Annotated in this window: 34 protein-coding genes; 33 read left to right on the plus strand and 1 reads right to left on the minus strand. The window is 68.2% G+C overall.

From position 1 onward, the window contains the following. Positions 1–24: 24 nt before the first annotated feature. Positions 25–936 (minus strand): phosphotransferase family protein, encoded by a 912-nt coding sequence (locus tag ABD126_RS19745; RefSeq protein ID WP_343935344.1) that lies wholly within the window; start codon positions 934–936, stop codon positions 25–27. A gap of 459 nt (positions 937–1,395) precedes the next feature. Between ABD126_RS19745 and rpsL the strand changes: the two genes are divergently transcribed. From rpsL to rpsM, 33 genes are all read left to right on the plus strand, one after another. Next, entirely contained in the window at positions 1,396–1,770 is a 375-nt protein-coding gene (gene rpsL / locus ABD126_RS19750) for a 30S ribosomal protein S12 (protein WP_030473471.1), read from the plus strand. Then, the gene (rpsG, locus tag ABD126_RS19755) at positions 1,770–2,240 is read left to right on the plus strand and encodes a 30S ribosomal protein S7 (protein WP_337728372.1); all 471 of its coding nucleotides are present in this window, start codon (positions 1,770–1,772) and stop codon (positions 2,238–2,240) included. The genes rpsL and rpsG overlap by 1 nt, the downstream gene beginning before the upstream one ends. Positions 2,241–2,324: 84 nt before the next feature. Then, on the plus strand, positions 2,325–4,427 hold the full coding sequence (gene fusA / locus ABD126_RS19760) for an elongation factor G (RefSeq protein WP_343935345.1): 2,103 nt from the start codon (positions 2,325–2,327) through the stop codon (positions 4,425–4,427). 139 nt (positions 4,428–4,566) lie between these two features. Next, on the plus strand, positions 4,567–5,760 hold the full coding sequence (tuf, locus tag ABD126_RS19765; protein WP_121224896.1) for an elongation factor Tu: 1,194 nt from the start codon (positions 4,567–4,569) through the stop codon (positions 5,758–5,760). Between the two features lie 323 nt (positions 5,761–6,083). Next, a complete protein-coding gene (gene rpsJ, locus ABD126_RS19770; RefSeq protein ID WP_003938093.1) occupies positions 6,084–6,389 on the plus strand; it encodes a 30S ribosomal protein S10 in 306 nt (101 codons plus the stop codon). A 51-nt stretch (positions 6,390–6,440) separates the two neighbouring features. After that, entirely contained in the window at positions 6,441–7,091 is a 651-nt protein-coding gene (gene rplC, locus ABD126_RS19775) for a 50S ribosomal protein L3 (RefSeq protein ID WP_343935346.1), read from the plus strand. A 2-nt stretch (positions 7,092–7,093) separates the two neighbouring features. Then, on the plus strand, positions 7,094–7,780 hold the full coding sequence (gene rplD, locus ABD126_RS19780) for a 50S ribosomal protein L4 (protein WP_343935347.1): 687 nt from the start codon (positions 7,094–7,096) through the stop codon (positions 7,778–7,780). Next, positions 7,777–8,076: a 50S ribosomal protein L23 gene (gene rplW / locus ABD126_RS19785; protein ID WP_121009862.1), complete on the plus strand. Its 300-nt coding sequence runs from the start codon at positions 7,777–7,779 to the stop codon at positions 8,074–8,076. Before rplD ends, rplW begins: the two co-directional genes overlap by 4 nt. A gap of 22 nt (positions 8,077–8,098) precedes the next feature. Further along, positions 8,099–8,932 carry a 50S ribosomal protein L2 gene (rplB, locus tag ABD126_RS19790; RefSeq protein ID WP_343935348.1) on the plus strand — a complete coding sequence of 278 codons (834 nt, stop codon included), beginning with the start codon at positions 8,099–8,101 and terminating at the stop codon, positions 8,930–8,932. Positions 8,933–8,950: 18 nt separating this feature from the next. Next, a complete protein-coding gene (gene rpsS / locus ABD126_RS19795) occupies positions 8,951–9,232 on the plus strand; it encodes a 30S ribosomal protein S19 (protein WP_015105260.1) in 282 nt (93 codons plus the stop codon). Positions 9,233–9,267: 35 nt separating this feature from the next. Further along, a complete protein-coding gene (rplV, locus tag ABD126_RS19800) occupies positions 9,268–9,666 on the plus strand; it encodes a 50S ribosomal protein L22 (RefSeq protein ID WP_337728376.1) in 399 nt (132 codons plus the stop codon). Continuing rightward, positions 9,666–10,487, plus strand: coding sequence for a 30S ribosomal protein S3 (gene rpsC / locus ABD126_RS19805; RefSeq protein WP_343935349.1), 822 nt, complete (start codon positions 9,666–9,668; stop codon positions 10,485–10,487). Before rplV ends, rpsC begins: the two co-directional genes overlap by 1 nt. A gap of 3 nt (positions 10,488–10,490) precedes the next feature. After that, positions 10,491–10,910 carry a 50S ribosomal protein L16 gene (gene rplP, locus ABD126_RS19810; RefSeq protein WP_337728378.1) on the plus strand — a complete coding sequence of 140 codons (420 nt, stop codon included), beginning with the start codon at positions 10,491–10,493 and terminating at the stop codon, positions 10,908–10,910. After that, positions 10,910–11,155, plus strand: coding sequence for a 50S ribosomal protein L29 (gene rpmC, locus ABD126_RS19815; protein ID WP_121224910.1), 246 nt, complete (start codon positions 10,910–10,912; stop codon positions 11,153–11,155). Before rplP ends, rpmC begins: the two co-directional genes overlap by 1 nt. Beyond that, the gene (gene rpsQ, locus ABD126_RS19820) at positions 11,152–11,433 is read left to right on the plus strand and encodes a 30S ribosomal protein S17 (RefSeq protein ID WP_337728379.1); all 282 of its coding nucleotides are present in this window, start codon (positions 11,152–11,154) and stop codon (positions 11,431–11,433) included. The genes rpmC and rpsQ overlap by 4 nt, the downstream gene beginning before the upstream one ends. 63 nt (positions 11,434–11,496) lie before the next feature. Further along, positions 11,497–11,865 carry a 50S ribosomal protein L14 gene (gene rplN / locus ABD126_RS19825; RefSeq protein WP_015805282.1) on the plus strand — a complete coding sequence of 123 codons (369 nt, stop codon included), beginning with the start codon at positions 11,497–11,499 and terminating at the stop codon, positions 11,863–11,865. Next, the gene (gene rplX, locus ABD126_RS19830; RefSeq protein ID WP_121224914.1) at positions 11,865–12,179 is read left to right on the plus strand and encodes a 50S ribosomal protein L24; all 315 of its coding nucleotides are present in this window, start codon (positions 11,865–11,867) and stop codon (positions 12,177–12,179) included. Before rplN ends, rplX begins: the two co-directional genes overlap by 1 nt. Further along, complete coding sequence (gene rplE / locus ABD126_RS19835; RefSeq protein ID WP_337728380.1) at positions 12,179–12,742, plus strand: 50S ribosomal protein L5; 564 nt, start codon at positions 12,179–12,181, stop codon at positions 12,740–12,742. The genes rplX and rplE overlap by 1 nt, the downstream gene beginning before the upstream one ends. A 4-nt stretch (positions 12,743–12,746) precedes the next feature. Beyond that, positions 12,747–12,932 carry a type Z 30S ribosomal protein S14 gene (locus ABD126_RS19840; protein ID WP_121224918.1) on the plus strand — a complete coding sequence of 62 codons (186 nt, stop codon included), beginning with the start codon at positions 12,747–12,749 and terminating at the stop codon, positions 12,930–12,932. A 138-nt stretch (positions 12,933–13,070) separates the two neighbouring features. Then, positions 13,071–13,469: a 30S ribosomal protein S8 gene (gene rpsH, locus ABD126_RS19845; RefSeq protein ID WP_309117676.1), complete on the plus strand. Its 399-nt coding sequence runs from the start codon at positions 13,071–13,073 to the stop codon at positions 13,467–13,469. A gap of 18 nt (positions 13,470–13,487) precedes the next feature. Next, positions 13,488–14,027 carry a 50S ribosomal protein L6 gene (gene rplF, locus ABD126_RS19850; protein WP_343935350.1) on the plus strand — a complete coding sequence of 180 codons (540 nt, stop codon included), beginning with the start codon at positions 13,488–13,490 and terminating at the stop codon, positions 14,025–14,027. A 1-nt stretch (position 14,028) separates the two neighbouring features. Then, positions 14,029–14,427 (plus strand): 50S ribosomal protein L18, encoded by a 399-nt coding sequence (rplR, locus tag ABD126_RS19855; RefSeq protein WP_343935351.1) that lies wholly within the window; start codon positions 14,029–14,031, stop codon positions 14,425–14,427. A gap of 34 nt (positions 14,428–14,461) precedes the next feature. Beyond that, on the plus strand, positions 14,462–15,067 hold the full coding sequence (gene rpsE, locus ABD126_RS19860; protein WP_121224926.1) for a 30S ribosomal protein S5: 606 nt from the start codon (positions 14,462–14,464) through the stop codon (positions 15,065–15,067). Positions 15,068–15,069: 2 nt separating this feature from the next. Further along, positions 15,070–15,255 (plus strand): 50S ribosomal protein L30, encoded by a 186-nt coding sequence (gene rpmD, locus ABD126_RS19865; RefSeq protein ID WP_033428588.1) that lies wholly within the window; start codon positions 15,070–15,072, stop codon positions 15,253–15,255. After that, positions 15,252–15,695, plus strand: a complete 444-nt coding sequence (gene rplO, locus ABD126_RS19870) for a 50S ribosomal protein L15 (protein WP_343935352.1) — start codon at positions 15,252–15,254, stop codon at positions 15,693–15,695. The genes rpmD and rplO overlap by 4 nt, the downstream gene beginning before the upstream one ends. 629 nt (positions 15,696–16,324) lie before the next feature. After that, positions 16,325–16,924, plus strand: coding sequence for a LysE family translocator (locus tag ABD126_RS19875; RefSeq protein WP_343935353.1), 600 nt, complete (start codon positions 16,325–16,327; stop codon positions 16,922–16,924). 258 nt (positions 16,925–17,182) lie between these two features. Beyond that, positions 17,183–18,493, plus strand: coding sequence for a preprotein translocase subunit SecY (gene secY / locus ABD126_RS19880; protein ID WP_343935354.1), 1,311 nt, complete (start codon positions 17,183–17,185; stop codon positions 18,491–18,493). Next, positions 18,493–19,053 carry an adenylate kinase gene (locus tag ABD126_RS19885; RefSeq protein ID WP_343935355.1) on the plus strand — a complete coding sequence of 187 codons (561 nt, stop codon included), beginning with the start codon at positions 18,493–18,495 and terminating at the stop codon, positions 19,051–19,053. Before secY ends, ABD126_RS19885 begins: the two co-directional genes overlap by 1 nt. 47 nt (positions 19,054–19,100) lie before the next feature. After that, a complete protein-coding gene (gene map / locus ABD126_RS19890) occupies positions 19,101–19,877 on the plus strand; it encodes a type I methionyl aminopeptidase (protein ID WP_343935356.1) in 777 nt (258 codons plus the stop codon). Positions 19,878–19,978: 101 nt separating this feature from the next. Continuing rightward, positions 19,979–20,419 carry a DUF1707 SHOCT-like domain-containing protein gene (locus tag ABD126_RS19895; protein WP_343935357.1) on the plus strand — a complete coding sequence of 147 codons (441 nt, stop codon included), beginning with the start codon at positions 19,979–19,981 and terminating at the stop codon, positions 20,417–20,419. A gap of 191 nt (positions 20,420–20,610) precedes the next feature. Beyond that, positions 20,611–20,832 carry a translation initiation factor IF-1 gene (gene infA, locus ABD126_RS19900; protein WP_005166804.1) on the plus strand — a complete coding sequence of 74 codons (222 nt, stop codon included), beginning with the start codon at positions 20,611–20,613 and terminating at the stop codon, positions 20,830–20,832. 58 nt (positions 20,833–20,890) lie between these two features. Continuing rightward, positions 20,891–21,004, plus strand: coding sequence for a 50S ribosomal protein L36 (gene rpmJ / locus ABD126_RS19905; RefSeq protein ID WP_010148647.1), 114 nt, complete (start codon positions 20,891–20,893; stop codon positions 21,002–21,004). Between the two features lie 212 nt (positions 21,005–21,216). Then, complete coding sequence (gene rpsM, locus ABD126_RS19910; RefSeq protein ID WP_121224935.1) at positions 21,217–21,597, plus strand: 30S ribosomal protein S13; 381 nt, start codon at positions 21,217–21,219, stop codon at positions 21,595–21,597. The last annotated feature ends 34 nt before the right edge of the window (positions 21,598–21,631 follow it).

Raw genomic sequence — 21,631 nt, forward strand, 5'->3', positions numbered from 1 at the left:
GCTCTCGGTGCGTTGTGCGCGATATTAGCCGCGCGGCATGGGTTCGTGCCTGGACGCGATGCGCTCGCACGCCTCCAGCAACGCGACCTGCGCGGGCTCCAACGCCGTCCCGTCACGCTCCGCCGCCGCGAGGGCACGCGCCGCCATCTGCACGACCAGCGCCCGCGCCGGTCCCTCCAGCGCCGCCCACGGGTCGTCCCGGTCGATCCCCGTGCCGCCCGCGTCGAGGTAGGCGTCCAACAGCCGCGACCACGCGCGTGGTTCGAGCACCCCGGCCGCGAACAGCGCCGCCGGTCGGGCGAGGTCCCACGCCGGGTCGCCGACGCCGAGGTCGTCCACGTCGATCAACCGCCACCCGCCGCGCGCCACGAGCTGCCCGAGGTGCCAGTCGCCGTGGATGAGCACCGTGCCGGGCCGCATGGGCTCGACGGTCGCGAACGCCCGCCGGACGAGGTCCGCGCCCTCGACCGCGGGCACCCGGGCCACAGCCCGCTCCAACCGCTCCCACGCGCCGGCCACCGGGAGCGCGCCGAAGTCGTCCGCGGTGAAGTCGTCCGCGGTGAAGTCGTCGGCGGTGAAGTCGTCGGCGGTGAAGTCGTCGGCGGTGAAGTCGTCGGCGGTGAAGGCGTGCAGGGCGGCGAGCATCCGGCCGGCGTCCTCCATCGGCAGCGCGTCGGGCGCGCCGGGCTCCACCGGCGTCCCCAACGGCCACCCCGTGACCAGCCGGCCCTCCACCGGAACGGGTCCCAGCAGGGGCGGCAGGAAAAGTTCACCCAATCGTGGGTCACCGGCCAACTTGCACCGAGCGGCGAGCAGCGCGGCGTCCGTGCCGCTCTCGTGCGCCTTCAACACCACGTCCCCGACCCGCACCACCACGACGTCCCCGCGCACGGCGAGCACCACGGGTTCGGCGACGGGGTCGACCAGCGCGGCCATGGCGGTCACTAGAGCGGTGTGCACCGCGCCCCTCTACACTGGAGACGCCCCGCCGGACAAGTCCCCGCAACGCGCGGACCGCCCGGCGAGGGTGTGCGCGCGGTCACCGGTCGGGCCGGAAAACCGCAGGTCGACACGGCTCGGCGGGCACGTCAAACCCTCGACCCCACCCGTTTTGACCAGTGGGAAGCGGGCGGGGTATCTTTGGTACTCGTGCCCGACCCATGTCGGGCCGCTCCGCGTGCCTACGCGCCAGTCGTGCTGGAAAGCCGGCCGCGGTGACCTCCACACGTAGGGGCGTCCTGGGATGTCGCCTGCGGACCTTGGGTCAACGGTGTTCCACCCCCGGGTTTCGGCCACAGGGGCGCGACACGCCCGACCTCGGGTGCAGAGAGGGACCAAGTAAACAGCGCTCGCCGCCCGCGCGACGAGCACGCGAACGGAAGAAGCAGCCGGCGTATGCCAACGATCCAGCAGCTGGTCCGCAAGGGCCGGCAGGACAAGGTCGCCAAGCAGAAGACCGCGGCGCTCAAGGGCAGCCCGCAGCGGCGCGGTGTGTGCACCCGCGTCTACACCACCACGCCCAAGAAGCCGAACTCGGCGCTGCGCAAGGTGGCCCGCGTGAAGCTGACCTCCGGCATCGAGGTCACGGCGTACATCCCGGGTGAGGGCCACAACCTCCAGGAGCACTCGATGGTGCTCGTGCGCGGCGGTCGTGTGAAGGACCTCCCCGGTGTCCGCTACAAGATCATCCGCGGCTCCCTGGACACGCAGGGCGTGAAGAACCGCAAGCAGGCTCGCAGCCGCTACGGCGCGAAGAAGGAGAAGAGCTGATGCCCCGCAAGGGACCGGCCCCGAAGCGGCCGTTGATCTCCGACCCGGTCTACAGCTCTCCGCTGGTGACCCAGCTCATCAACAAGGTGCTGGTCGACGGCAAGCGCTCCGTGGCCGAGCGGATCGTGTACGGCGCCCTCGAAGGCGCCCGCGACAAGACCGGCACCGACCCGGTCGTCACGCTCAAGCGCGCGCTGGACAACGTCAAGCCCGCCCTGGAGGTCAAGAGCCGCCGCGTCGGTGGCGCCACCTACCAGGTGCCGGTCGAGGTCAAGCCCGGTCGGGCGACCACGCTGGCGCTGCGCTGGCTGATCAGCTTCTCCCGGCAGCGCCGTGAGAAGACCATGATCGAGCGCCTGATGAACGAGCTGCTCGACGCGAGCAACGGCCTGGGCGCGAGCGTCAAGCGCCGCGAGGACACCCACAAGATGGCCGAGTCGAACAAGGCCTTCGCCCACTACCGCTGGTGACTCACCGCCCGGCCGGCACCCGAGACCCGGCCGGGCGCACCCAGCCCTAGTGAGCCTGCGAGCTCAAGACAGGGGAAGACACCCGTGGCACAGGACGTGCTCACCGACCTGGCCAAGGTCCGCAACATCGGGATCATGGCCCACATCGACGCGGGCAAGACCACGACGACCGAGCGGATCCTCTTCTACACCGGGATCAGCTACAAGATCGGCGAGGTCCACGACGGCGCGGCCGTGATGGACTGGATGGAGCAGGAGCAGGAGCGCGGCATCACGATCACGTCCGCCGCGACGACGTGCTTCTGGAAGAACCACCAGATCAACCTGATCGACACGCCCGGCCACGTCGACTTCACCGTCGAGGTGGAGCGCAACCTCCGCGTCCTCGACGGCGCCGTCGCCGTCTTCGACGGCAAGGAGGGCGTCGAGCCCCAGTCCGAGCAGGTCTGGCGCCAGGCGACCAAGTACGACGTCCCGCGCATCTGCTTCGTCAACAAGATGGACAAGCTCGGCGCGGACTTCTACTTCACCGTCCGCACCATCTCCGAGCGCCTGGGCGCGAAGCCGCTCCCGATCCAGATCCCGATCGGCGCGGAGAGCGACTTCATCGGCGTCGTCGACCTGGTGGAGATGCGCGCGCTGACCTGGCGCGGCGAGGTCCAGAAGGGCGAGGACTACACCGTCGAGGAGATCCCCGCGGACCTCCAGGACAAGGCGCAGGAGTACCGCGAGGCGCTGGTCGAGGCCGTGGCCGAGACCGACGACGCCCTCATGGAGCTGTACCTGGGCGGTGAGGAGCTGTCCGTCGAGCAGATCAAGGCGGGCATCCGCAAGATCGTCGCCGAGGGCACGGCCTACCCGGTGCTGTGCGGTTCCGCGTTCAAGAACAAGGGCGTGCAGCCCATGCTCGACGCGGTGATCGACTACCTGCCGTCGCCGCTGGACCTCCCGCCGGTCGAGGGCACGCTGCAGGACGGCGAGACCCCCGAGTTCCGCAAGGCCGAGAGCACCGAGCCGTTCTCCGCGCTGGCGTTCAAGATCGCCGTGCACCCGTTCTTCGGCAAGCTGACCTACATCCGGGTCTACTCGGGTCGGGTCGCCTCCGGTACCCAGGTCATCAACTCGACCAAGGACCGCAAGGAGCGCATCGGGAAGATCTTCCAGATGCACGCCAACAAGGAGAACCCGGTCGACGAGGCCATCGCGGGCCACATCTACGCCGTGATCGGTCTGAAGGACACGACCACCGGTGAGACGCTCTGCGACCCGCAGCACCCCATCGTGCTGGAGTCGATGACCTTCCCCGAGCCGGTCATCCAGGTGGCGATCGAGCCCAAGACGAAGGCCGACCAGGAGAAGCTGGGCACCGCGATCCAGAAGCTGGCCGAGGAGGACCCGACCTTCCGGGTCAACCTGGACCAGGAGACCGGCCAGACCATCATCGCCGGCATGGGCGAGCTCCACCTGGACATCCTGGTGGACCGCATGCGCCGCGAGTTCAAGGTCGAGGCCAACATCGGCAAGCCGCAGGTGGCGTACCGGGAGACCATCCGCCGCAAGGTGGAGAAGTACTCCTACACCCACAAGAAGCAGACCGGTGGCTCCGGCCAGTTCGCGAAGGTCCTCATCGACCTGGAGCCGCTGGAGAAGCAGGAAGACGGCGCGCTCTACGAGTTCGTCAACGCGGTCACCGGTGGTCGCATCCCGCGGGAGTACATCCCGTCGGTCGACGCCGGCGCCCAGGACGCCATGCAGTACGGCGTGCTGGCGGGCTACCCGCTGGTCGGCGTGAAGGTGACGCTGCTCGACGGCGCCTACCACGAGGTCGACTCGTCGGAAATGGCGTTCAAGATCGCCGGCTCCATGGCGCTCAAGGAAGCCGCCCGTCAGGCGAGCCCGGCGCTGCTGGAGCCGCTGATGGCCGTCGAGGTCACCACGCCCGAGGACTACATGGGCGACGTGATCGGCGACTTGAACTCCCGCCGTGGCCAGATCCAGGCCATGGAGGAGCGCAGCGGCACCCGTGTCGTGAAGGCACTGGTCCCGCTGTCGGAGATGTTCGGGTATGTCGGCGACCTGCGGTCCAAGACCCAGGGTCGCGCGAACTACTCGATGACCTTTGACTCCTACGCCGAGGTTCCCGCGAACGTGGCCAAGGAGATCATCGCGAAGGCGACGGGCGAGTAACCCCAACCGGAGCACCGCAGCACCACGCGGGCTCTCCGGGGTCTCTCGTCCCTGGGGTCCGCACAACCCTTGACGTGACGCCCGGCGGGTGGCAACTCGCCCGCCGGGTACAGCAACAGAAGTCCAGGAGGACAATCCAGTGGCGAAGGCGAAGTTCGAGCGGACGAAGCCGCACGTCAACATCGGCACCATCGGTCACATCGACCACGGCAAGACGACGCTGACCGCGGCGATCTCCAAGGTCCTGCACGACAAGTACCCGGACCTCAACCCCTTCACGCCGTTCGACCAGATCGACAAGGCGCCGGAGGAGAAGCAGCGCGGCATCACCATCTCGATCGCGCACATCGAGTACCAGACCGACAAGCGCCACTACGCGCACGTCGACTGCCCCGGCCACGCCGACTACATCAAGAACATGATCACCGGTGCGGCGCAGATGGACGGCGCCATCCTGGTGGTCGCGGCGACCGACGGCCCGATGCCGCAGACCAAGGAGCACGTCCTCCTGGCCCGCCAGGTCGGTGTGCCCTACATCGTGGTGGCCCTGAACAAGGCCGACATGGTGGACGACGAGGAGATCCTGGAGCTCGTCGAGCTCGAGGTCCGCGAGCTGCTCTCCGAGTACGAGTTCCCGGGTGACGACCTGCCGGTGGTCCGCGTCTCCGCGCTCAAGGCGCTGGAGGGCGACGCCGAGTGGGGCGAGAAGCTCCTCGGCCTGATGGACGCCGTGGACGAGAACATCCCGGAGCCCGAGCGCGAGGTCGACCGGCCGTTCCTGATGCCGGTCGAGGACGTGTTCACCATCACCGGTCGTGGCACCGTGGTGACCGGCCGCATCGAGCGCGGCATCATCAAGGTCAACGAGGAAGTCGAGATCGTCGGCATCAAGGAGCAGTCGCGCAAGACGACTGTCACCTCGATCGAGATGTTCAAGAAGTTCCTCGACGAGGGCCAGGCCGGCGACAACGCCGCCCTGCTGCTCCGCGGCATCAAGCGCGAGGAGGTGGAGCGCGGCATGGTCATCGTGAAGCCGGGCACCACCACCCCGCACACCGAGTTCGAGGCGCAGGTCTACATCCTGTCGAAGGACGAGGGTGGCCGCCACACGCCGTTCTTCAACAACTACCGTCCGCAGTTCTACTTCCGGACGACCGACGTGACCGGCGTCGTGACCCTCCCCGAGGGCACCGAGATGGTCATGCCGGGCGACACCACGTCGATGTCGGTCAAGCTGATCCAGCCGATCGCCATGGACGAGGGCCTGCGGTTCGCCATCCGCGAGGGTGGCCGCACCGTCGGCGCGGGCTCGGTCACCAAGATCATCAAGTGACCTGGCTCTAAAAACCGACCCCCGATTTGGCCTGCGCACCCCGGTGTGCGACCATTGACGGGTTGCTCGTCACGGGGCGGCCGAGTTCGACTCGAACCGGCCGCCCCCGTGCGAGCGGGGTTAGCCAGCTTGACAATCCCACAGGTTTCATCAGTGGGACCGGTCTATGGCCAAGGGCGCGACACGCCCGACCGCGTGGACCGGGCACCGTGACACCGCTCGGTGTCAGTCCTTAATAGGGGGCGGAGCGCGCCGGAAGGTCCCAGTGGCCTCGTGGTGCCCGCACCGCAGCGGTACGAGAAGCAGAGGAACGGCAAGCCATCATGGCGGGACAGAAGATCCGCATCCGGCTCAAGGCCTACGACCACGAGGCGATCGACGCGTCCGCGCGCAAGATCGTCGAGACCGTGACGCGCACCGGCGCTCGGGTCGTCGGGCCTGTGCCGCTGCCCACTGAGAAGAACGTTTACTGCGTCATCCGCTCGCCGCACAAGTACAAGGACTCGCGCGAGCACTTCGAGATGCGCACGCACAAGCGTCTGATCGACATCCTCGACCCGACGCCGAAGACGGTGGACGCGCTCATGCGCATCGACCTGCCGGCGAGCGTCGACGTCAACATCCAGTAAGCGTGGACGCGGCAGCGTTGATCCCTTTTGGGGCGGAGAGTAACGAGACCAATGTCTGACAGGCAGGTTAAGGGCCTCCTGGGCACCAAGCTCGGCATGACCCAGGTCTTCGACGAGAACAACCGGGTCGTCCCGGTGACCGTCGTCAAGGCCGAGCCGAACGTGGTCACCCAGGTTCGGACCCAGGAGAACGACGGCTACTCGGCCGTGCAGCTGGCCTTCGGCGCGATCGACCCGCGCAAGGTCAACAAGCCCGTTGCGGGCCACTTCGCCAAGGCGGGCGTCACGCCCCGCCGGCACCTGGCGGAGCTGCGCACCACGGACGCGTCCGAGTACACGGTCGGCCAGGAGATCACCGCAGAGGTCTTCGAGACCGGCGCGGTGGTCGACGTGGTCGGCACCAGCAAGGGCAAGGGCACCGCGGGTGTCATGAAGCGGCACGGCTTCGGCGGTCTGGGCGCGAGCCACGGCACGCAGCGCAAGCACCGCTCGCCCGGCTCCATCGGTGGCTGCGCCACGCCCGGCCGCGTGTTCAAGGGCCTGCGCATGGCGGGTCGCATGGGCCACGTGCGCGTGACCATCCAGAACCTCAAGGTGCACAAGGTCGACGCGGAAGCCGGCCTCCTGCTCATCAAGGGCGCGGTTCCCGGCCCCAAGGGCGGCACCGTGTTCGTCAAGACCGCTGCGAAGGGTGGTGCCTGATCATGACTTCCGTTGAGATCCGCACCCCGGACGGCAAGACCGACGGCTCCGTCGAGCTGCCCGCGGCCGTTTTCGACGCGCAGGCCAACGTCGCGCTGCTGCACCAGGTCGTCGTCGCCCAGCAGGCCGCGGCCCGCCAGGGCACGCACAAGGCCAAGACGCGCGGCGAGGTGTCCGGTGGTGGCAAGAAGCCGTACCGCCAGAAGGGCACCGGTCGCGCCCGCCAGGGCTCGACCCGCGCGCCGCAGTTCGCCGGCGGTGGCACCGTCCACGGCCCCGTGCCGCGCGACTACAGCCAGCGCACCCCCAAGAAGATGAAGGCCGCCGCCCTGCGCGGTGCCCTCTCCGACCGGGCGCGCGCCGGCCAGGTCCACGTGGTGAGCGGTTTCGTCTCCGGCGACCAGCCGTCGACGAAGACCGCCCGCAAGGTCCTGGAGTCGGTGACCGAGGCCCGTCGCGTGCTGGCCGTGCTGCTGCGCACCGAAGAGGTGTCTTGGGTGAGCCTGCGGAACCTGCCGCACGTGCACATCATCGCCCCGGACCAGCTGAACACCTACGACGTGCTCGTCAACGACGACGTGGTGTTCACGAAGGACGCTCTGGACGTGTTCCTGGCGAGCAAGGCCCAGCAGGGCAAGGGCTCGGCCGAGGCGGTCGCCGGTTCGTCCGAAGTGGAGGACGAGAAGTGATCCCCGACCACAGGGACATCCTGCTCGCGCCGGTCATCTCCGAGAAGTCCTACGGGCTCCTGGAGGAGAACAAGTACACCTTCGTGGTGGCTCCCGGCGCGAACAAGACCCAGATCAAGATTGCCGTGGAGAAGGTCTTCGGCGTCAAGGTCGTCAGCGTCAACACGATCAACCGGCAGGGCAAGCGCAAGCGCACCCGCACGGGCTTCGGCAAGCGCAAGGACACCAAGCGCGCGATCGTGACGCTGTCCGCCGAGAGCAAGCCGATCGAGATCTTCGGCGGCCCGGCCGCCTGATGACGACGAGGACTGCGTAGAGATGGGCATTCGCAAGTACAAGCCGACGACCCCCGGTCGTCGCGGTGCGAGCGTCTCCGACTTCGCCGAGATCACTCGGTCGACCCCGGAGAAGTCGCTGATCCGCCCGCTGCACGGCCGCGGTGGCCGCAACGCGTCGGGCAAGATCACGACGCGGCACAAGGGTGGTGGCCACAAGCGGGCCTACCGCCTGATCGACTTCCGCCGCACCGACAAGGACGGCGTGCCGGCCAAGGTCGCGCACATCGAGTACGACCCCAACCGCACCGCGCGCATCGCGCTGCTGCACTACGCCGACGGCGAGAAGCGCTACATCATCGCGCCGGCGAAGCTGCAGCAGGGTGACCGGATCGAGAACGGCCCCAAGGCCGACATCAAGCCGGGCAACAACCTGCCGCTGCGCAACATCCCGGTCGGCACCGTCGTGCACGCGATCGAGCTCCGCCCCGGCGGCGGCGCGAAGATCGCCCGGTCCGCCGGCGCCAGCGTCCAGCTGGTCGCCAAGGACGGCCCGTACGCCCAGCTGCGGATGCCCTCGGGCGAAATCCGCAACGTGGACGTGCGCTGCCGCGCCACGGTCGGCGAGGTCGGCAACGCCGAGCACCAGAACATCAACTGGGGCAAGGCCGGCCGCATGCGCTGGAAGGGCAAGAAGCCCACGGTGCGTGGTGTCGCCATGAACCCGGTCGACCACCCGCACGGTGGTGGTGAGGGCAAGACCTCCGGTGGTCGCCACCCGGTGAACCCGGCCGGCAAGCCCGAAGGCCGTACCCGCCGCCGCAAGGCAAGCGACAAGCTCATCGTCCGGCGTCGTCGCACCGGTAAGAAGCGCTGAGCAGGGAGGGAGTGAAGGATGCCACGCAGCCTTAAGAAGGGCCCCTTCGTCGACGACCACCTGCTCAAGAAGGTGGACGTCCTCAACGAGTCGGGCAAGAAGACCGTCATCAAGACCTGGTCCCGCCGGTCGACGATCATCCCCGACATGCTGGGCCACACGATCGCGGTGCACGACGGCCGCAAGCACGTGCCGGTGTTCGTGACGGAGGCGATGGTCGGGCACAAGCTCGGCGAGTTCGCGCCGACCCGCACGTTCAAGGGTCACATCAAGGACGACCGGAAGTCGCGCCGCCGCTAGGCGACGAACTAGAGGAAGAGCAAGGGGAAGCAGCGATGAACGCCCGTAACGAAGCTGAGGCGCAGGAGTTTCCGCGCGCCGTGGCTCGGGCTCGCTACGTCCGCGACACGCCGATGAAGGTGCGCCGCGTCGTCGAGCTCATCAGGGGTCGTAGCGCCAGCGAGGCCCTGGCCGTGCTCCAGTTCGCGCCGCAGGCGGCATCTGAGCCGGTCCGCAAGGTGCTCGCGAGCGCCGTGGCCAACGCCGAGAACAACCTGTCCCTGGACCCCGACACCCTGTGGGTGTCCAAGGTCTACGTGGACGAGGGTCCGACCCTCAAGCGGTTCCGCCCGCGCGCCCAGGGCCGTGCGTACCGGATCCGCAAGCGGACGAGCCACATCACCGTCGAGGTGGAGTCGCGTCCGAAGAAGTCCAGCGCGAAGGGAACCCGGTAGTGGGCCAGAAGATCAACCCGCACGGCTTCCGGCTGGGGATCACCACCGACTGGAAGTCCCGCTGGTACGCCGACAAGCAGTACGCCGAGTACGTGGCCGAGGACGTCAAGATCCGCAAGCTGCTCGGCCGTGGCATGGAGCGTGCCGGCATCTCCAAGGTGGAGATCGAGCGCACCCGCGACCGGGTCCGCGTCGACATCCACACCGCCCGGCCGGGCATCGTCATCGGCCGTCGTGGTGCGGAGGCCGACCGCATCCGCGGTGAGCTGGAGAAGCTCACCAAGAAGCAGGTGCAGCTCAACATCCTCGAAGTGAAGAACTCCGAGGCGGACGCGCAGCTCGTCGCGCAGGGCGTGGCCGAGCAGCTGTCGAACCGCGTGGCGTTCCGCCGCGCGATGCGCAAGGCCATCCAGTCGGCCATGCGCTCGCCCCAGGTGAAGGGCATCCGCGTGCAGTGCGGCGGTCGTCTCGGCGGCGCCGAGATGTCCCGCTCGGAGCACTACCGCGACGGCCGGGTGCCGCTGCACACGCTGCGCGCCGACATCGACTACGGCTTCTTCGAGGCCCGCACCACGTTCGGCCGCATCGGCGTGAAGGTGTGGATCTACAAGGGTGACGTCGTCGGTGGCCTCAGCGCCAAGCGCGAGCGCGACGCCGCGCCGTCCGCCGAGCGCGCCCCGCGCCGCGACCGCGGCGAGCGCCCGAACCGGGCCCGTCGTTCCGGCGCCAGCGGCACCACGGCGACGAGCACCGAAGCCGGACGGGCCGCGGCGGAGACCGCGGACGCCCCGGCCGCGACCGAAGAGAAGACGGAGGGCTGAGTCGTGCTCATCCCGCGCAGGGTTAAGCACCGCAAGCAGCACCACCCCGGTCGGTCCGGTGCTGCCAAGGGCGGCACGAGGGTCACCTTCGGCGAGTACGGCATCCAGGCGCTGGAGCCCGCTTACGTGACCAACCGCCAGATCGAGTCGGCGCGTATCGCCATCACGCGGCACATCCGCCGTGGTGGCAAGGTCTGGATCAACATCTTCCCGGACCGCCCGCTGACCAAGAAGCCCGCCGAGACCCGCATGGGTTCCGGTAAGGGTTCCCCGGAGTGGTGGGTCGCCAACGTCAAGCCGGGTCGGGTGCTCTTCGAGATGAGCTTCCCGAACGAGCAGGTGGCCCGCGAGGCGCTGCGCCGCGCGATCCACAAGCTCCCGATGAAGTGCCGCATCGTTACGCGTGAGGGTGGTGAGTTCTGATGGCAGCGGGTACCACCGCTTCCGAGCTTCGCGAGCTCACCGAGGAAGAGCTCGTGCTGCGCCTTCGGGAGGCGAAGGAGGAGCTGTTCAACCTCCGCTTCCAGATGGCCACCGGGCAGCTGGACAACAACCGCCGGCTGCGCACGGTCCGGCACGAGATCGCCCGGATCTACACCGTGATGCGGGAGCGGGAGCTGGGCCTGTCGGCCTCTCCCGACGGTTCCACTGGTGAGGGTGCGGCATGAGCGAGAACGAAGTGACTGAGACTCAGACGCGCGGCGAGCGCAAGGTCCGCGAGGGCTACGTCGTGTCCGACAAGATGGACAAGACGATCGTGGTCGCCGTCGAGGACCGCAAGAAGCACCGCCGCTACTCCAAGGTCATGCGCTCCACCACCAAGGTGAAGGCGCACGACGAGCAGAACTCCGCCGGCGTCGGCGACCGCGTGCTGCTCATGGAGACCCGGCCGCTGTCGGCCACCAAGCGCTGGCGCCTCGTCGAGATCCTCGAAAAGGCCAAGTAAAACCACGGACCGAGCCCGTCAGGTCGGCAATCTGGCGGGCCAGGAATGGTCAGGAGAAGGTAAGTGATCCAGCAGGAGTCGCGGCTGCGCGTCGCCGACAACACCGGTGCGAAGGAGATCCTCTGCATCCGTGTTCTCGGTGGCTCGGGCCGCCGCTACGCGGGCATCGGGGACATCATCGTCGCGACGGTGAAGCAGGCCATCCCCGGCGCCGGTGTGAAGAAGGGTGACGTCGTCAAGGCGGTCGTCGTCCGCACCGTCAAGGAGAAGCGCCGTCCCGACGGCTCTTACATCCGGTTCGACGAGAACGCCGCGGTGCTCATCAAGAACGACAACGAGCCGCGGGGCACCCGCATCTTCGGCCCGGTCGGTCGCGAGCTCCGCGACAAGAAGTTCATGAAGATCATCTCGTTGGCGCCGGAGGTGCTCTGATGAAGGTGAAGAAGGGCGACACCGTCGTCGTTATCGCCGGCAAGGACAAGGGCGCTCGCGGCAAGGTCATCCAGGCCTACCCCGCCGAGAACCGCGTCCTGGTCGAGGGCGTCAACCGCATCAAGAAGCACACCCGGATCACGCAGACCCAGCGCGGCGCGCAGTCGGGCGGCATCGTGACCCAGGAGGCCCCCATCCACGTGTCCAACGTGATGGTGGTCGACTCGGACGGCAAGCCGACCCGTGTGGGCTACCGGACGAACGACGAGGGCAAGCGGGTCCGCATTTCCCGTCGTAACGGGAAGGACATCTGATGACGACCGTTGAGAAGACCATCCCTCGGCTGAAGACGCGCTACCGCGAGGAGATCGTCGCGGAGCTGCGCAAGCAGTTCGAGTACGCCAACGTGATGCAGATCCCGGGCGTCGTGAAGGTCGTCGTGAACATGGGCGTCGGCGACGCCGCTCGCGACGGCAAGCTGATCGAGGGCGCCGTGCGCGACCTGTCGATCATCACCGGCCAGCGCCCCGAGGTCCGCAAGGCGCGCAAGTCCATCGCCCAGTTCAAGCTGCGCGAGGGCATGCCGATCGGTGCGCGCGTGACGCTGCGCGGCGACCGCATGTGGGAGTTCCTGGACCGCCTGCTGACGATCGCGCTGCCGCGCATCCGCGACTTCCGCGGCCTGTCCGGCAAGCAGTTCGACGGCAACGGGAACTACACGTTCGGCCTCAACGAGCAGTCGATGTTCCACGAGATCGACCCGGACGCCATCGACCGCCCCCGCGGCATGGACATCACGGTCGTCACCACCGCCACCAACGACGAGGAGGGCCGGGCGCTGCTGAAGGCCCTGGGCTTCCCGTTCAAGGAGAACTGAGCTGATGGCCAAGAAGGCTCTGATCAACAAGGCGGCCAAGAAGCCGAAGTTCAAGGTGCGGGGGTACACCCGGTGCCAGCGCTGCGGCCGGCCGCACTCGGTGTTCCGCAAGTTCGGCCTGTGCCGGATCTGCCTGCGCGAGATGGCCCACCGGGGCGAGCTGCCCGGCGTGAGCAAGTCGAGCTGGTAGACCCGCCCACCGGCAGGTTTTTCGAAAATCCCACTTCGCTGTAGGCCCGCTCACGACCCGGCTGGGGTGCGGGGACTCCCGCACCCGGCCGCGGACCCTGACTGGGGAACCGCAGCGAGAAAGGTTGACCAGGTCACCATGACGATGACCGACCCGATCGCAGACATGCTGACGCGTCTGCGGAACGCGAACTCGGCTTACCACGACAAGGTCGTGATGCCGCACTCCAAGCTCAAGGCCAACATCGCCGAGATCCTCAAGCGCGAGGGCTACATCGCGAGCTACCGCGATGAAGAGGGCGATGTCGCCAAGCAGCTCGTCATCGAGCTGAAGTACGGCCCGAACCGGGAGCGCAGCATCGCCGGCCTCCGCCGCGTGTCCAAGCCCGGTCTGCGCGTGTACGCGAAGTCGACGAACCTGCCGAAGGTGCTGGGCGGTCTGGGCGTCGCGATCATCTCGACCTCCGGCGGTCTCATGACCGACCGTCAGGCCAACAAGTCGGGCGTGGGCGGCGAAGTCCTCGCCTACGTCTGGTAAGGGAAGGGGGACAAGCCAATGTCGCGCATCGGAAAGCTGCCGATCACCGTCCCCTCCGGGGTCGACGTGAACATCGACGGCCAGGACGTCAGCGTCAAGGGTCCCAAGGGCACCCTGTCGCTCACGATCGCTGAGCCGATCATCATCGAGAAGGCCGAGGACGGCACTCTTGAGGTGAAGCGCCCGAACGACGAGCGTCGCAGCCGCTCGCTCCACGGCCTGTCGCGCACCCTGGTGCAGAACATGGTCGTCGGTGTGACGCAGGGCTACGAGAAGAAGATGGAGATCCACGGGGTCGGTTACCGCGTCGCGCTCAAGGGTTCCGACCTGGAGTTCGCGCTCGGTTACAGCCACCCGGTCAAGGTCGAGGCCCCCGCGGGCATCACCTTCGCGGTGGAGACCCCGACCCGCTTCTCCGTGGCCGGCATCGACAAGCAGCTCGTGGGCGAGGTCGCCGCCAACATCCGCAAGCTGCGCAAGCCCGACCCGTACAAGGGCAAGGGCGTGCGCTACGCGGGCGAGAAGATCCGCCGCAAGGTCGGAAAGACGGGTAAGTGACATGAGCGAGACTGCAACGAAGCGCAAGCCGGTCGGCAAGGACATCTCGACCACCCGCCGCATCGCCAAGACGCGCCGTCACTTCCGCCTCCGCAAGAAGGTCAGCGGCACGCCGGAGCGTCCGCGCCTGGTCGTGCACCGGTCGTCGAAGCACATCACCGTGCAGATCATCGACGACCTCGCCGGCCACACCCTGGCGGCTGCCTCCTCGGTGGAGGCGGACGTCCGCGCGGTGGAGGGCGACAAGAAGGCCAAGGCCGCCAAGGTCGGCCAGCTGGCCGCGGCCCGCGCCAAGGACGCCGGGATCACCAAGGTCGTGTTCGACCGCGGTGGCAACTCCTACCACGGCCGGATCGCTGCTCTGGCCGACGCCGCCCGCGAGGCGGGGCTGGAGTTCTGACAATGCACATCTTCGGAATTGAGAGGGACGCCTGATGCCAGGACGCACGCGTCGCGAAGGCGGCGGGGGCGAGCGCGGAGAGCGTCGCGACCGTCGTGACGGCGGTCGCGGCGGCGCGGCCCAGGAGAAGACCCCGCACCTGGAGCGCGTGGTTGCGATCAACCGCGTCTCCAAGGTCGTGAAGGGTGGCCGTCGCTTCAGCTTCACCGCTCTGGTCGTCGTCGGCGACGGCGACGGCATGGTCGGTGTCGGCTACGGCAAGGCCAAGGAAGTCCCGGCCGCGATCGCCAAGGGTGTCGAGGAGGCGAAGAAGAACTTCTTCCGCGTCCCTCGCATCGCGGGCACGATCCCCCACCCGGTGCAGGGCGAGAAGGCGGCCGGTGTCGTGCTGCTGCGCCCGGCCTCGGCCGGTACCGGCGTCATCGCCGGTGGCGCGGTCCGCGCGGTGCTGGAGTGCGCCGGTGTCCACGACGTGCTGAGCAAGTCGCTGGGCTCGGACAACGCCATCAACATCGTGCACGCCACGGTGGAGGCCCTGAAGGGTCTCCAGCGTCCCGAGGAGGTGGCTGCCCGTCGCGGTCTGCCCCTGGAGGACGTCGCTCCCGCCGGTATGCTCCGCGCTCGCGCAGGGGCGGTGTGATCATGGCTCAGCTCAAGGTCACCCAGGTGAAGAGCAGCATCGGTACCAAGCACAACCACCGTGAGTCCCTCCGGACCCTGGGGTTGCGCAAGATCCGCCAGTCGGTGGTCCGCGAGGACACGCCGCAGGTGCGCGGGCTCATCCACGCCGTGCGCCACCTGGTGGTCGTCGAGGAGGTCCAGTCGTGACCATCAAGATCCATGACCTGCGTCCGGCCCCCGGCGCCAAGACCGCGAAGACCCGTGTCGGTCGCGGTGAGGGCTCCAAGGGCAAGACGGCCGGTCGCGGTACGAAGGGCACCGGCGCGCGGAAGAACGTCTCCCCGCGCTTCGAGGGTGGCCAGATGCCGCTGCACATGCGCCTGCCGAAGCTCAAGGGCTTCCGCAACCCGTTCCGCACCGAGTACCAGGTCGTGAACGTGGGCGACCTGGCCCGGGTGTTCCCGGACGGTGGCCGGGTCGACGTGGACGCCCTCGTCCACGCCGGTCTGGTGCGCAAGAACGAGCTGGTCAAGGTTCTCGGTGAGGGCGACCTGAACGGCGTCAAGCTGGACGTCGTGGCCAACAAGTTCTCGGGCAGCGCGGTCGAGAAGATCGCGGCGGCCGGCGGCACCACCACGGTGCTCTGACGCACTGCGACGGTGCTGACGCACTGCGACGGTGCTGACGCACTGAAGTGGCAGGATTGAACTACAGCAAGGCCTGAACGGCCCCCGGTGCCTCCCGCGCCGGGGGCCGTTCGCTGTCTCCTCCTCCTCCGGAGGGGTGTCCTCGCTTCGCGGTTCTTGGACGCGCTGGCGCGCTCTCAAGATCAAAAGCGTAAAAGCGGCCGGGAGGCCTCCAGTGGGGGGAAGGGCCTGCGTGTTCCCCACCGCATGACCTGGCGGAGCCGACCACACTTTTCGGGGGTCGGTCGAAAAACTTTTGCTCGTTCCTCGCAAAACTTTTTGGCCCGACCCCCGAAAAGTGTGGTAGCCCTTCGGGCAGGTCATACGGTGGGGAACACGAAGGCCCCTTGTGGCTGGTAGCTCAGCCGCCGCTGCGCGGCGGAGCCGCGCGGAGCGCGGCGAAGGGCGTGTGGGTGGCGCGGTGTGGTTGTGTGGCGAAGGCGTGCTGAGGGTGGCTGTAGGGCGTGGCCGGGTGGGATGGTCCGGCTGGGCGTTGGTGGCGGTCTGGGGGGCCTTGGTGGCCATTCGAGATGGTGTGGGGTGTTCGCGCACAGCAGAAAGCAGTTGCGGTGGCGGGTTAGCGTGGGCGCATGTGGCTGGTGGTCTTTTTTGGTGCGGCTGTTCTGGTTGCTCTCACGCCTGGTGCCAACAACCTGCTCGGCATGCACCACGCCGTGCACCACGGGGCGCTCAAAGCGGTGACTGCCCTGGTCGGGCGGCTGTTCGCGTTTGCCCTCATGATCGTTGCCGTTGTGGCCGGGCTCGGGCCGGTGTTGGCCGCGTCCACCACCGCGCTCACCGTCATCAAGTGGCTCGGGGTGGCTTACCTCGTCTACCTCGCCGCGCGCATCTTCTTCACACCATCACAGGCCTCCTCGACCCCGAAGAGCGGCAACCCGCTGCGCAAAGAGTTCCTCGTCGCGATCACGAACCCGAAGGCGTTGTTGATCTTCACCGCCTTCGTCCCGCAGTTCGTGGACCCCGCGCGGGGCTCCGTGCAGGCTCAGCTCGTCGTGCTCGGTGCGGTCTACCTGGCAGCGGAAGTGCTGGCAGGGGCCGGTTACGTGACGGTTGGCGCGATCATCCGCCGGGCCGACCTCAGTGCCCGCGCGCGGCGCCGGCTGGACCAGGGGACCGGGACGCTCCTGCTCGGGATGGCGGGGGTCCTGGCCACGAGCGCCACCCGCTGAGACCGGTCGGGCACCGGCTGCAACTTGATCCATTCGGCGGCTTGCGAACGCCGGGTCTTGATCGGGTACGAAGTGTGAAGGGCGGCTGGCTACGGCAACCCGCTTCGCGGCTGTTAAAGTCGCGGGCTGAACCCGGATGTCCTCCGGGTCGGTCGCGGCTACCCCCGCGTCCGCCACCACCGCAAGACTGTGCCGGCAACACAGCCGGTACCGCAGGATGCCGACCCAGGCGGGGCGGCAACGCTGATGGAGGTTCGCGTGCTCGGCGCATTCCGCTCGGCTCTCGCGACGCCGGACCTACGCAAGAAGATCCTCTTCACCCTGGGGATCGTCGTGGTGTACCGGTTGGGCGCGACCATGCCCGCGCCGGGCGTCTCCTTCAAGAACGTGAGGCTCTGCGCCGAGCAGATCGACCAGCAGGGTGTCTACTCGCTGATCAACCTGTTCAGCGGCGGCGCCCTGCTCAACCTGTCGATCTTCGCGCTGGGCATCATGCCCTACATCACCGCGAGCATCATCATCCAGTTGCTCACCGTGGTCATCCCGCGGTTCGAGCAGCTGAAGAAGGAAGGCCAGGCGGGCCAGGGCAAGCTGACCCAGTACACCCGCTACCTGACCATCGCCCTCGCGGTGCTGCAGTCGACCGGCATCATCGCGCTCGCGGTGCGCGGCCAGCTGTTCCAGAACTGCGAGCACGACGTCATCCCGGACCAGAGCGTCTGGAACCTCGTCGTCATCGTCGTCGCCATGACCGCGGGCACCAGCGTCATCATGTGGCTGGGCGAGATCATCACGGAGAAGGGCATCGGCAACGGCATGTCGTTGCTGATCTTCACCGGCATCGCCGCCCGCATCCCGCACGAGGGCCAGCTGATCCTCCAGCGCGGTGGCCTGACCTTCTTCCTGGTCTGCGTCGCGGCCCTGCTGATCATCGCCAGCGTCATCTACGTGGAGCAGGCCCAGCGCCGCATCCCGGTCCAGTACGCGAAGCGCATGATCGGTCGCCGCATGTACGGCGGCACCTCGACCTACCTGCCGCTGAAGGTGAACCAGGCCGGTGTCATCCCGGTCATCTTCGCCTCGTCGCTGCTCTACCTGCCCGACCTCATCTCGCGCCTGACCACGTCCACCGACGGGTCCGCGCCGAGCTGGTGGGAGACGTTCGTCCAGACGCACCTGGTCAGCCAGTCCAGCCCGGTGCACATCTCGGCGTACTTCCTGCTGATCGTCTTCTTCACCTACTTCTACGTGGGCATCACGTTCAACCCCGACGAGCGTGCCGACGAGATGAAGAAGTTCGGTGGGTTCATCCCGGGTATCCGCCCCGGGCGTCCCACCGCCGAGTACCTCCGCTTCGTGCTGGGGCGGATCACGCTGCCGGGCTCGCTGTACCTGGGCATCGTCGCCATCCTGCCGAACCTGTTCCTCGACCTGACCGGTCAGGGCCAGAACCAGAACTTCCCGTTCGGCGGCACGGCGGTGCTGATCATGGTGGGCGTCGGCCTCGACACTGTTAAGCAGATCGAGAGCCAGCTCATGCAGCGCAACTACGAAGGGTTCCTCCGCTAGTGCGACTCGTTCTCGTCGGCCCGCCCGGAGCGGGCAAGGGCACTCAGGCCGAACTGCTCAAGACCAAGCTCGGCGTGCCGCACATCTCCACCGGGGACCTCTTCCGCGCGCACATCAGCCAGCAGACCGACCTCGGCAAGGAGGTCCAGGAGTACCTGGACTCCGGCGAGCTGGTGCCGGACGCGGTCACCAACGAGATGGTGCGGGAGCGCCTGTCGCAGGAGGACGCCAAGGACGGCTTCCTGCTCGACGGGTTCCCCCGCAACGTCGCCCAGGCGGCCGTGCTCGGCGAGATCCTCGCCGCGGACGGGCACGCCCTGGACGCCGTGCTGGAGTTCCGGATCGACGAGGACGTCGTGGTGGAGCGCCTGCTCGCCCGCGGCCGGGCGGACGACAAGGAAGAGGTCATCCGCCACCGCCAGCAGGTCTACCGCACCGAGACCGCGCCGCTGCTCGACCACTACGCCGACATCGTCGTGAGCATCGACGCCGTGGGCGACGTGGAGGAGATCAGCGAGCGGGCCCTGGCCGCCCTGCGCGCCGCGCGCGGCGAGAAGTGACCGGTGGCCTGCTCGATGCGCTGCGCAGGATCGTCCCGGGTGACCGCATGATCGAGATCAAGAGCCGCGGCCAGCTGGAGGCCATGCGGGCCGCCGGCCTGGTCGTGGCCCGCACCCTGGCGCTGCTCACCGAGCACGCCAAGGTCGGCGTGAGCACGGCCGAGCTGGACGAGCTGGCGGAGCAGTCCATCCGCGACGCCGGCGCGATCCCCAGCTTCAAGGGCTACCACGGGTTCCCGGCGAGCATCTGCGCGTCGGTGAACGAGCAGGTGGTCCACGGCATCCCGAGCAAGACGCAGGTCCTGGCCGAGGGCGACCTCATCTCCATCGACTGCGGCGCCATCCTCGACGGCTGGCACGGCGACTCGGCCGTGACCCTGGCGGTCGGGACGGTGACCGAGGCGGAGCTGAAGCTGTCCGAGGCGACCCGCGAGTCGATGGTGGCGGGCATCGCGGCGGCCGTCCCGGGCGGGCGGCTCAGCGACATCTCCTTCGCCATCGAGTCGGCCACGATCCTGGCGGGCGAGCGCGACGGCGTCGAGTACGGCATCGTGGACGGCTACGGCGGCCACGGCATCGGCACCAAGATGCACATGGACCCGTTCCTGCCGAACTACGGCAAGCCCGGCAAGGGTCCGCGCCTGAAGGTCGGCATGGCGATCGCGATCGAGCCGATGCTGACCCTGGGCAGCGAGCGGACCGCCGAGCTGGACGACGGCTGGACCGTGGTGACCACGGACGGGTCGCGGGCGGCGCACTGGGAGCACAGCGTGGCCATCACCGACGACGGCCCCTGGGTGCTGACGGCGCTCGAAGAAGACTGACGGACGCCAGTAGCGGGCCGCTGGCGAGTCCGGGCCGCCCGAGCGCGGATACGGGGGTTAGCCCCCTTCTTCGGCGGGTGGCCGGTGGCCACGATTGACGCGTGAGCCTCCCCGTGCGGCCCGAGGACATGCGGGCCTCCGACGCCGAGCGCGAAGTCGTGCAGCAACTGCTCCACCGCGCCCACGCCGACGGCAGCCTGGACCTCGCCGAGTTCGACGAGCGGGTCGTGGCGGTCTGGCGGGCGAAGACCCGTGGTGAGCTGGTGGCCCTGACCGCGGACCTGCCGCAGGTGGTCGAGCGGCCCCTGCCCCCGCCCCCGCCGCCACCGGTGCGGGTGAAGCCCCGCGGGCCGTCCGCGCTGAAGGTGCTCACCACGATCTGGCTGAGCGTGAGCGCGTTCAACTTCGCGATCTGGCTGCTGGTGAGCGTGCTCGGCGGCGAAGGCGTGGTCCACCCGTGGTTCCTGTGGGTGGCGATGCCGTCCGGGGCCGTCCTGGGTGTGATCTGGCTCCTCGTCGGGCGCGACCGCGCGGCGGGTTGACAGCCCCGATTTGGGCATACCCGCCGACGCGCGTACTATGGACGGGTGGCGCACACGTAGCGCCGGTTCCGCCATGCCTGTGACGCACCTTACCGCCGGCTGGCAGGTTCGCAAGGGCCTGAAGGAGTCGGGGTTCCGCGCGTGCTCCACAGCCAAGTGGAAGCTAACCACCGTCACGAAACGCGGAGGACATGGGCAAGAAGGACGGGGCCATTGAGGTCGAGGGCCGCGTAGTCGAACCGCTCCCCAACGCGATGTTCCGCGTCGAGTTGGAGAACGGGCACAAGGTCCTGGCACACATCAGCGGCAAGATGCGTCAGCACTACATCCGCATCCTCCCTGAGGACCGGGTTGTCGTGGAGCTCTCGCCCTACGACCTGTCCCGCGGGCGCATCGTCTACCGCTACAAGTGACCTCCACGGTGACACCGGGCGACCGGTGCACCGGGGCTACCAGCAGGAGAGCTCAGGCGTGAAGGTCCAGCCGAGCGTCAAGAAGATCTGCGACAAGTGCAAGGTGATCCGCCGCCACGGCCGGGTCATGGTCATCTGCGAGAACCTGCGCCACAAGCAGCGCCAGGGCTGAGCAGACAGCCACGTCGCAGCGTCCTCACCGACGCAAGACAAGCAAGCCTCCCCGCACCTGCTCCTCGACGCACCACCCGAGGAGCACACCCCCGGACTCCAGGCCGGGGCCGGGACACCGACCGTGAGAGCGGCCGGAACTGACAACAGCGAGTCAGTCCCGGGAGCGGACGGGGAGCAGACCTGGAGAGAAACGACAGGAGCAATCGCCGCATGGCACGACTCGCTGGCGTCGACCTCCCCCGCGAGAAGCGGATGGAGATCGCGCTCACCTACATCTTCGGCATCGGTCGCACGCGCTCCAAGGAGCTGCTGACCGCCACTGAGATCTCCCCTGACCTGCGCGTCAAGGACCTCAGCGACGACGACCTCGCCAAGCTGCGGGACTACATCGAGAACAACTTCAAGGTCGAGGGTGACCTCCGCCGCGAGGTTCAGGCCGACATCCGCCGCAAGATGGAAATCGGCTGCTACGAGGGTCTGCGCCACCGTCGCAACCTGCCCGTCCGCGGGCAGCGCACCAAGACGAACGCGCGTACTCGTAAGGGTCCGAAGAAGACCGTTGCGGGCAAGAAGAAGGCCGGCAAGAAGTAACCTCGCGCACCCATAAGTAGGAGATCACCCAGAT

The sequence above is a fragment of the Saccharothrix mutabilis subsp. mutabilis genome (assembly GCF_039521145.1).
GTDB lineage: Bacteria > Actinomycetota > Actinomycetes > Mycobacteriales > Pseudonocardiaceae > Actinosynnema > Actinosynnema mutabilis.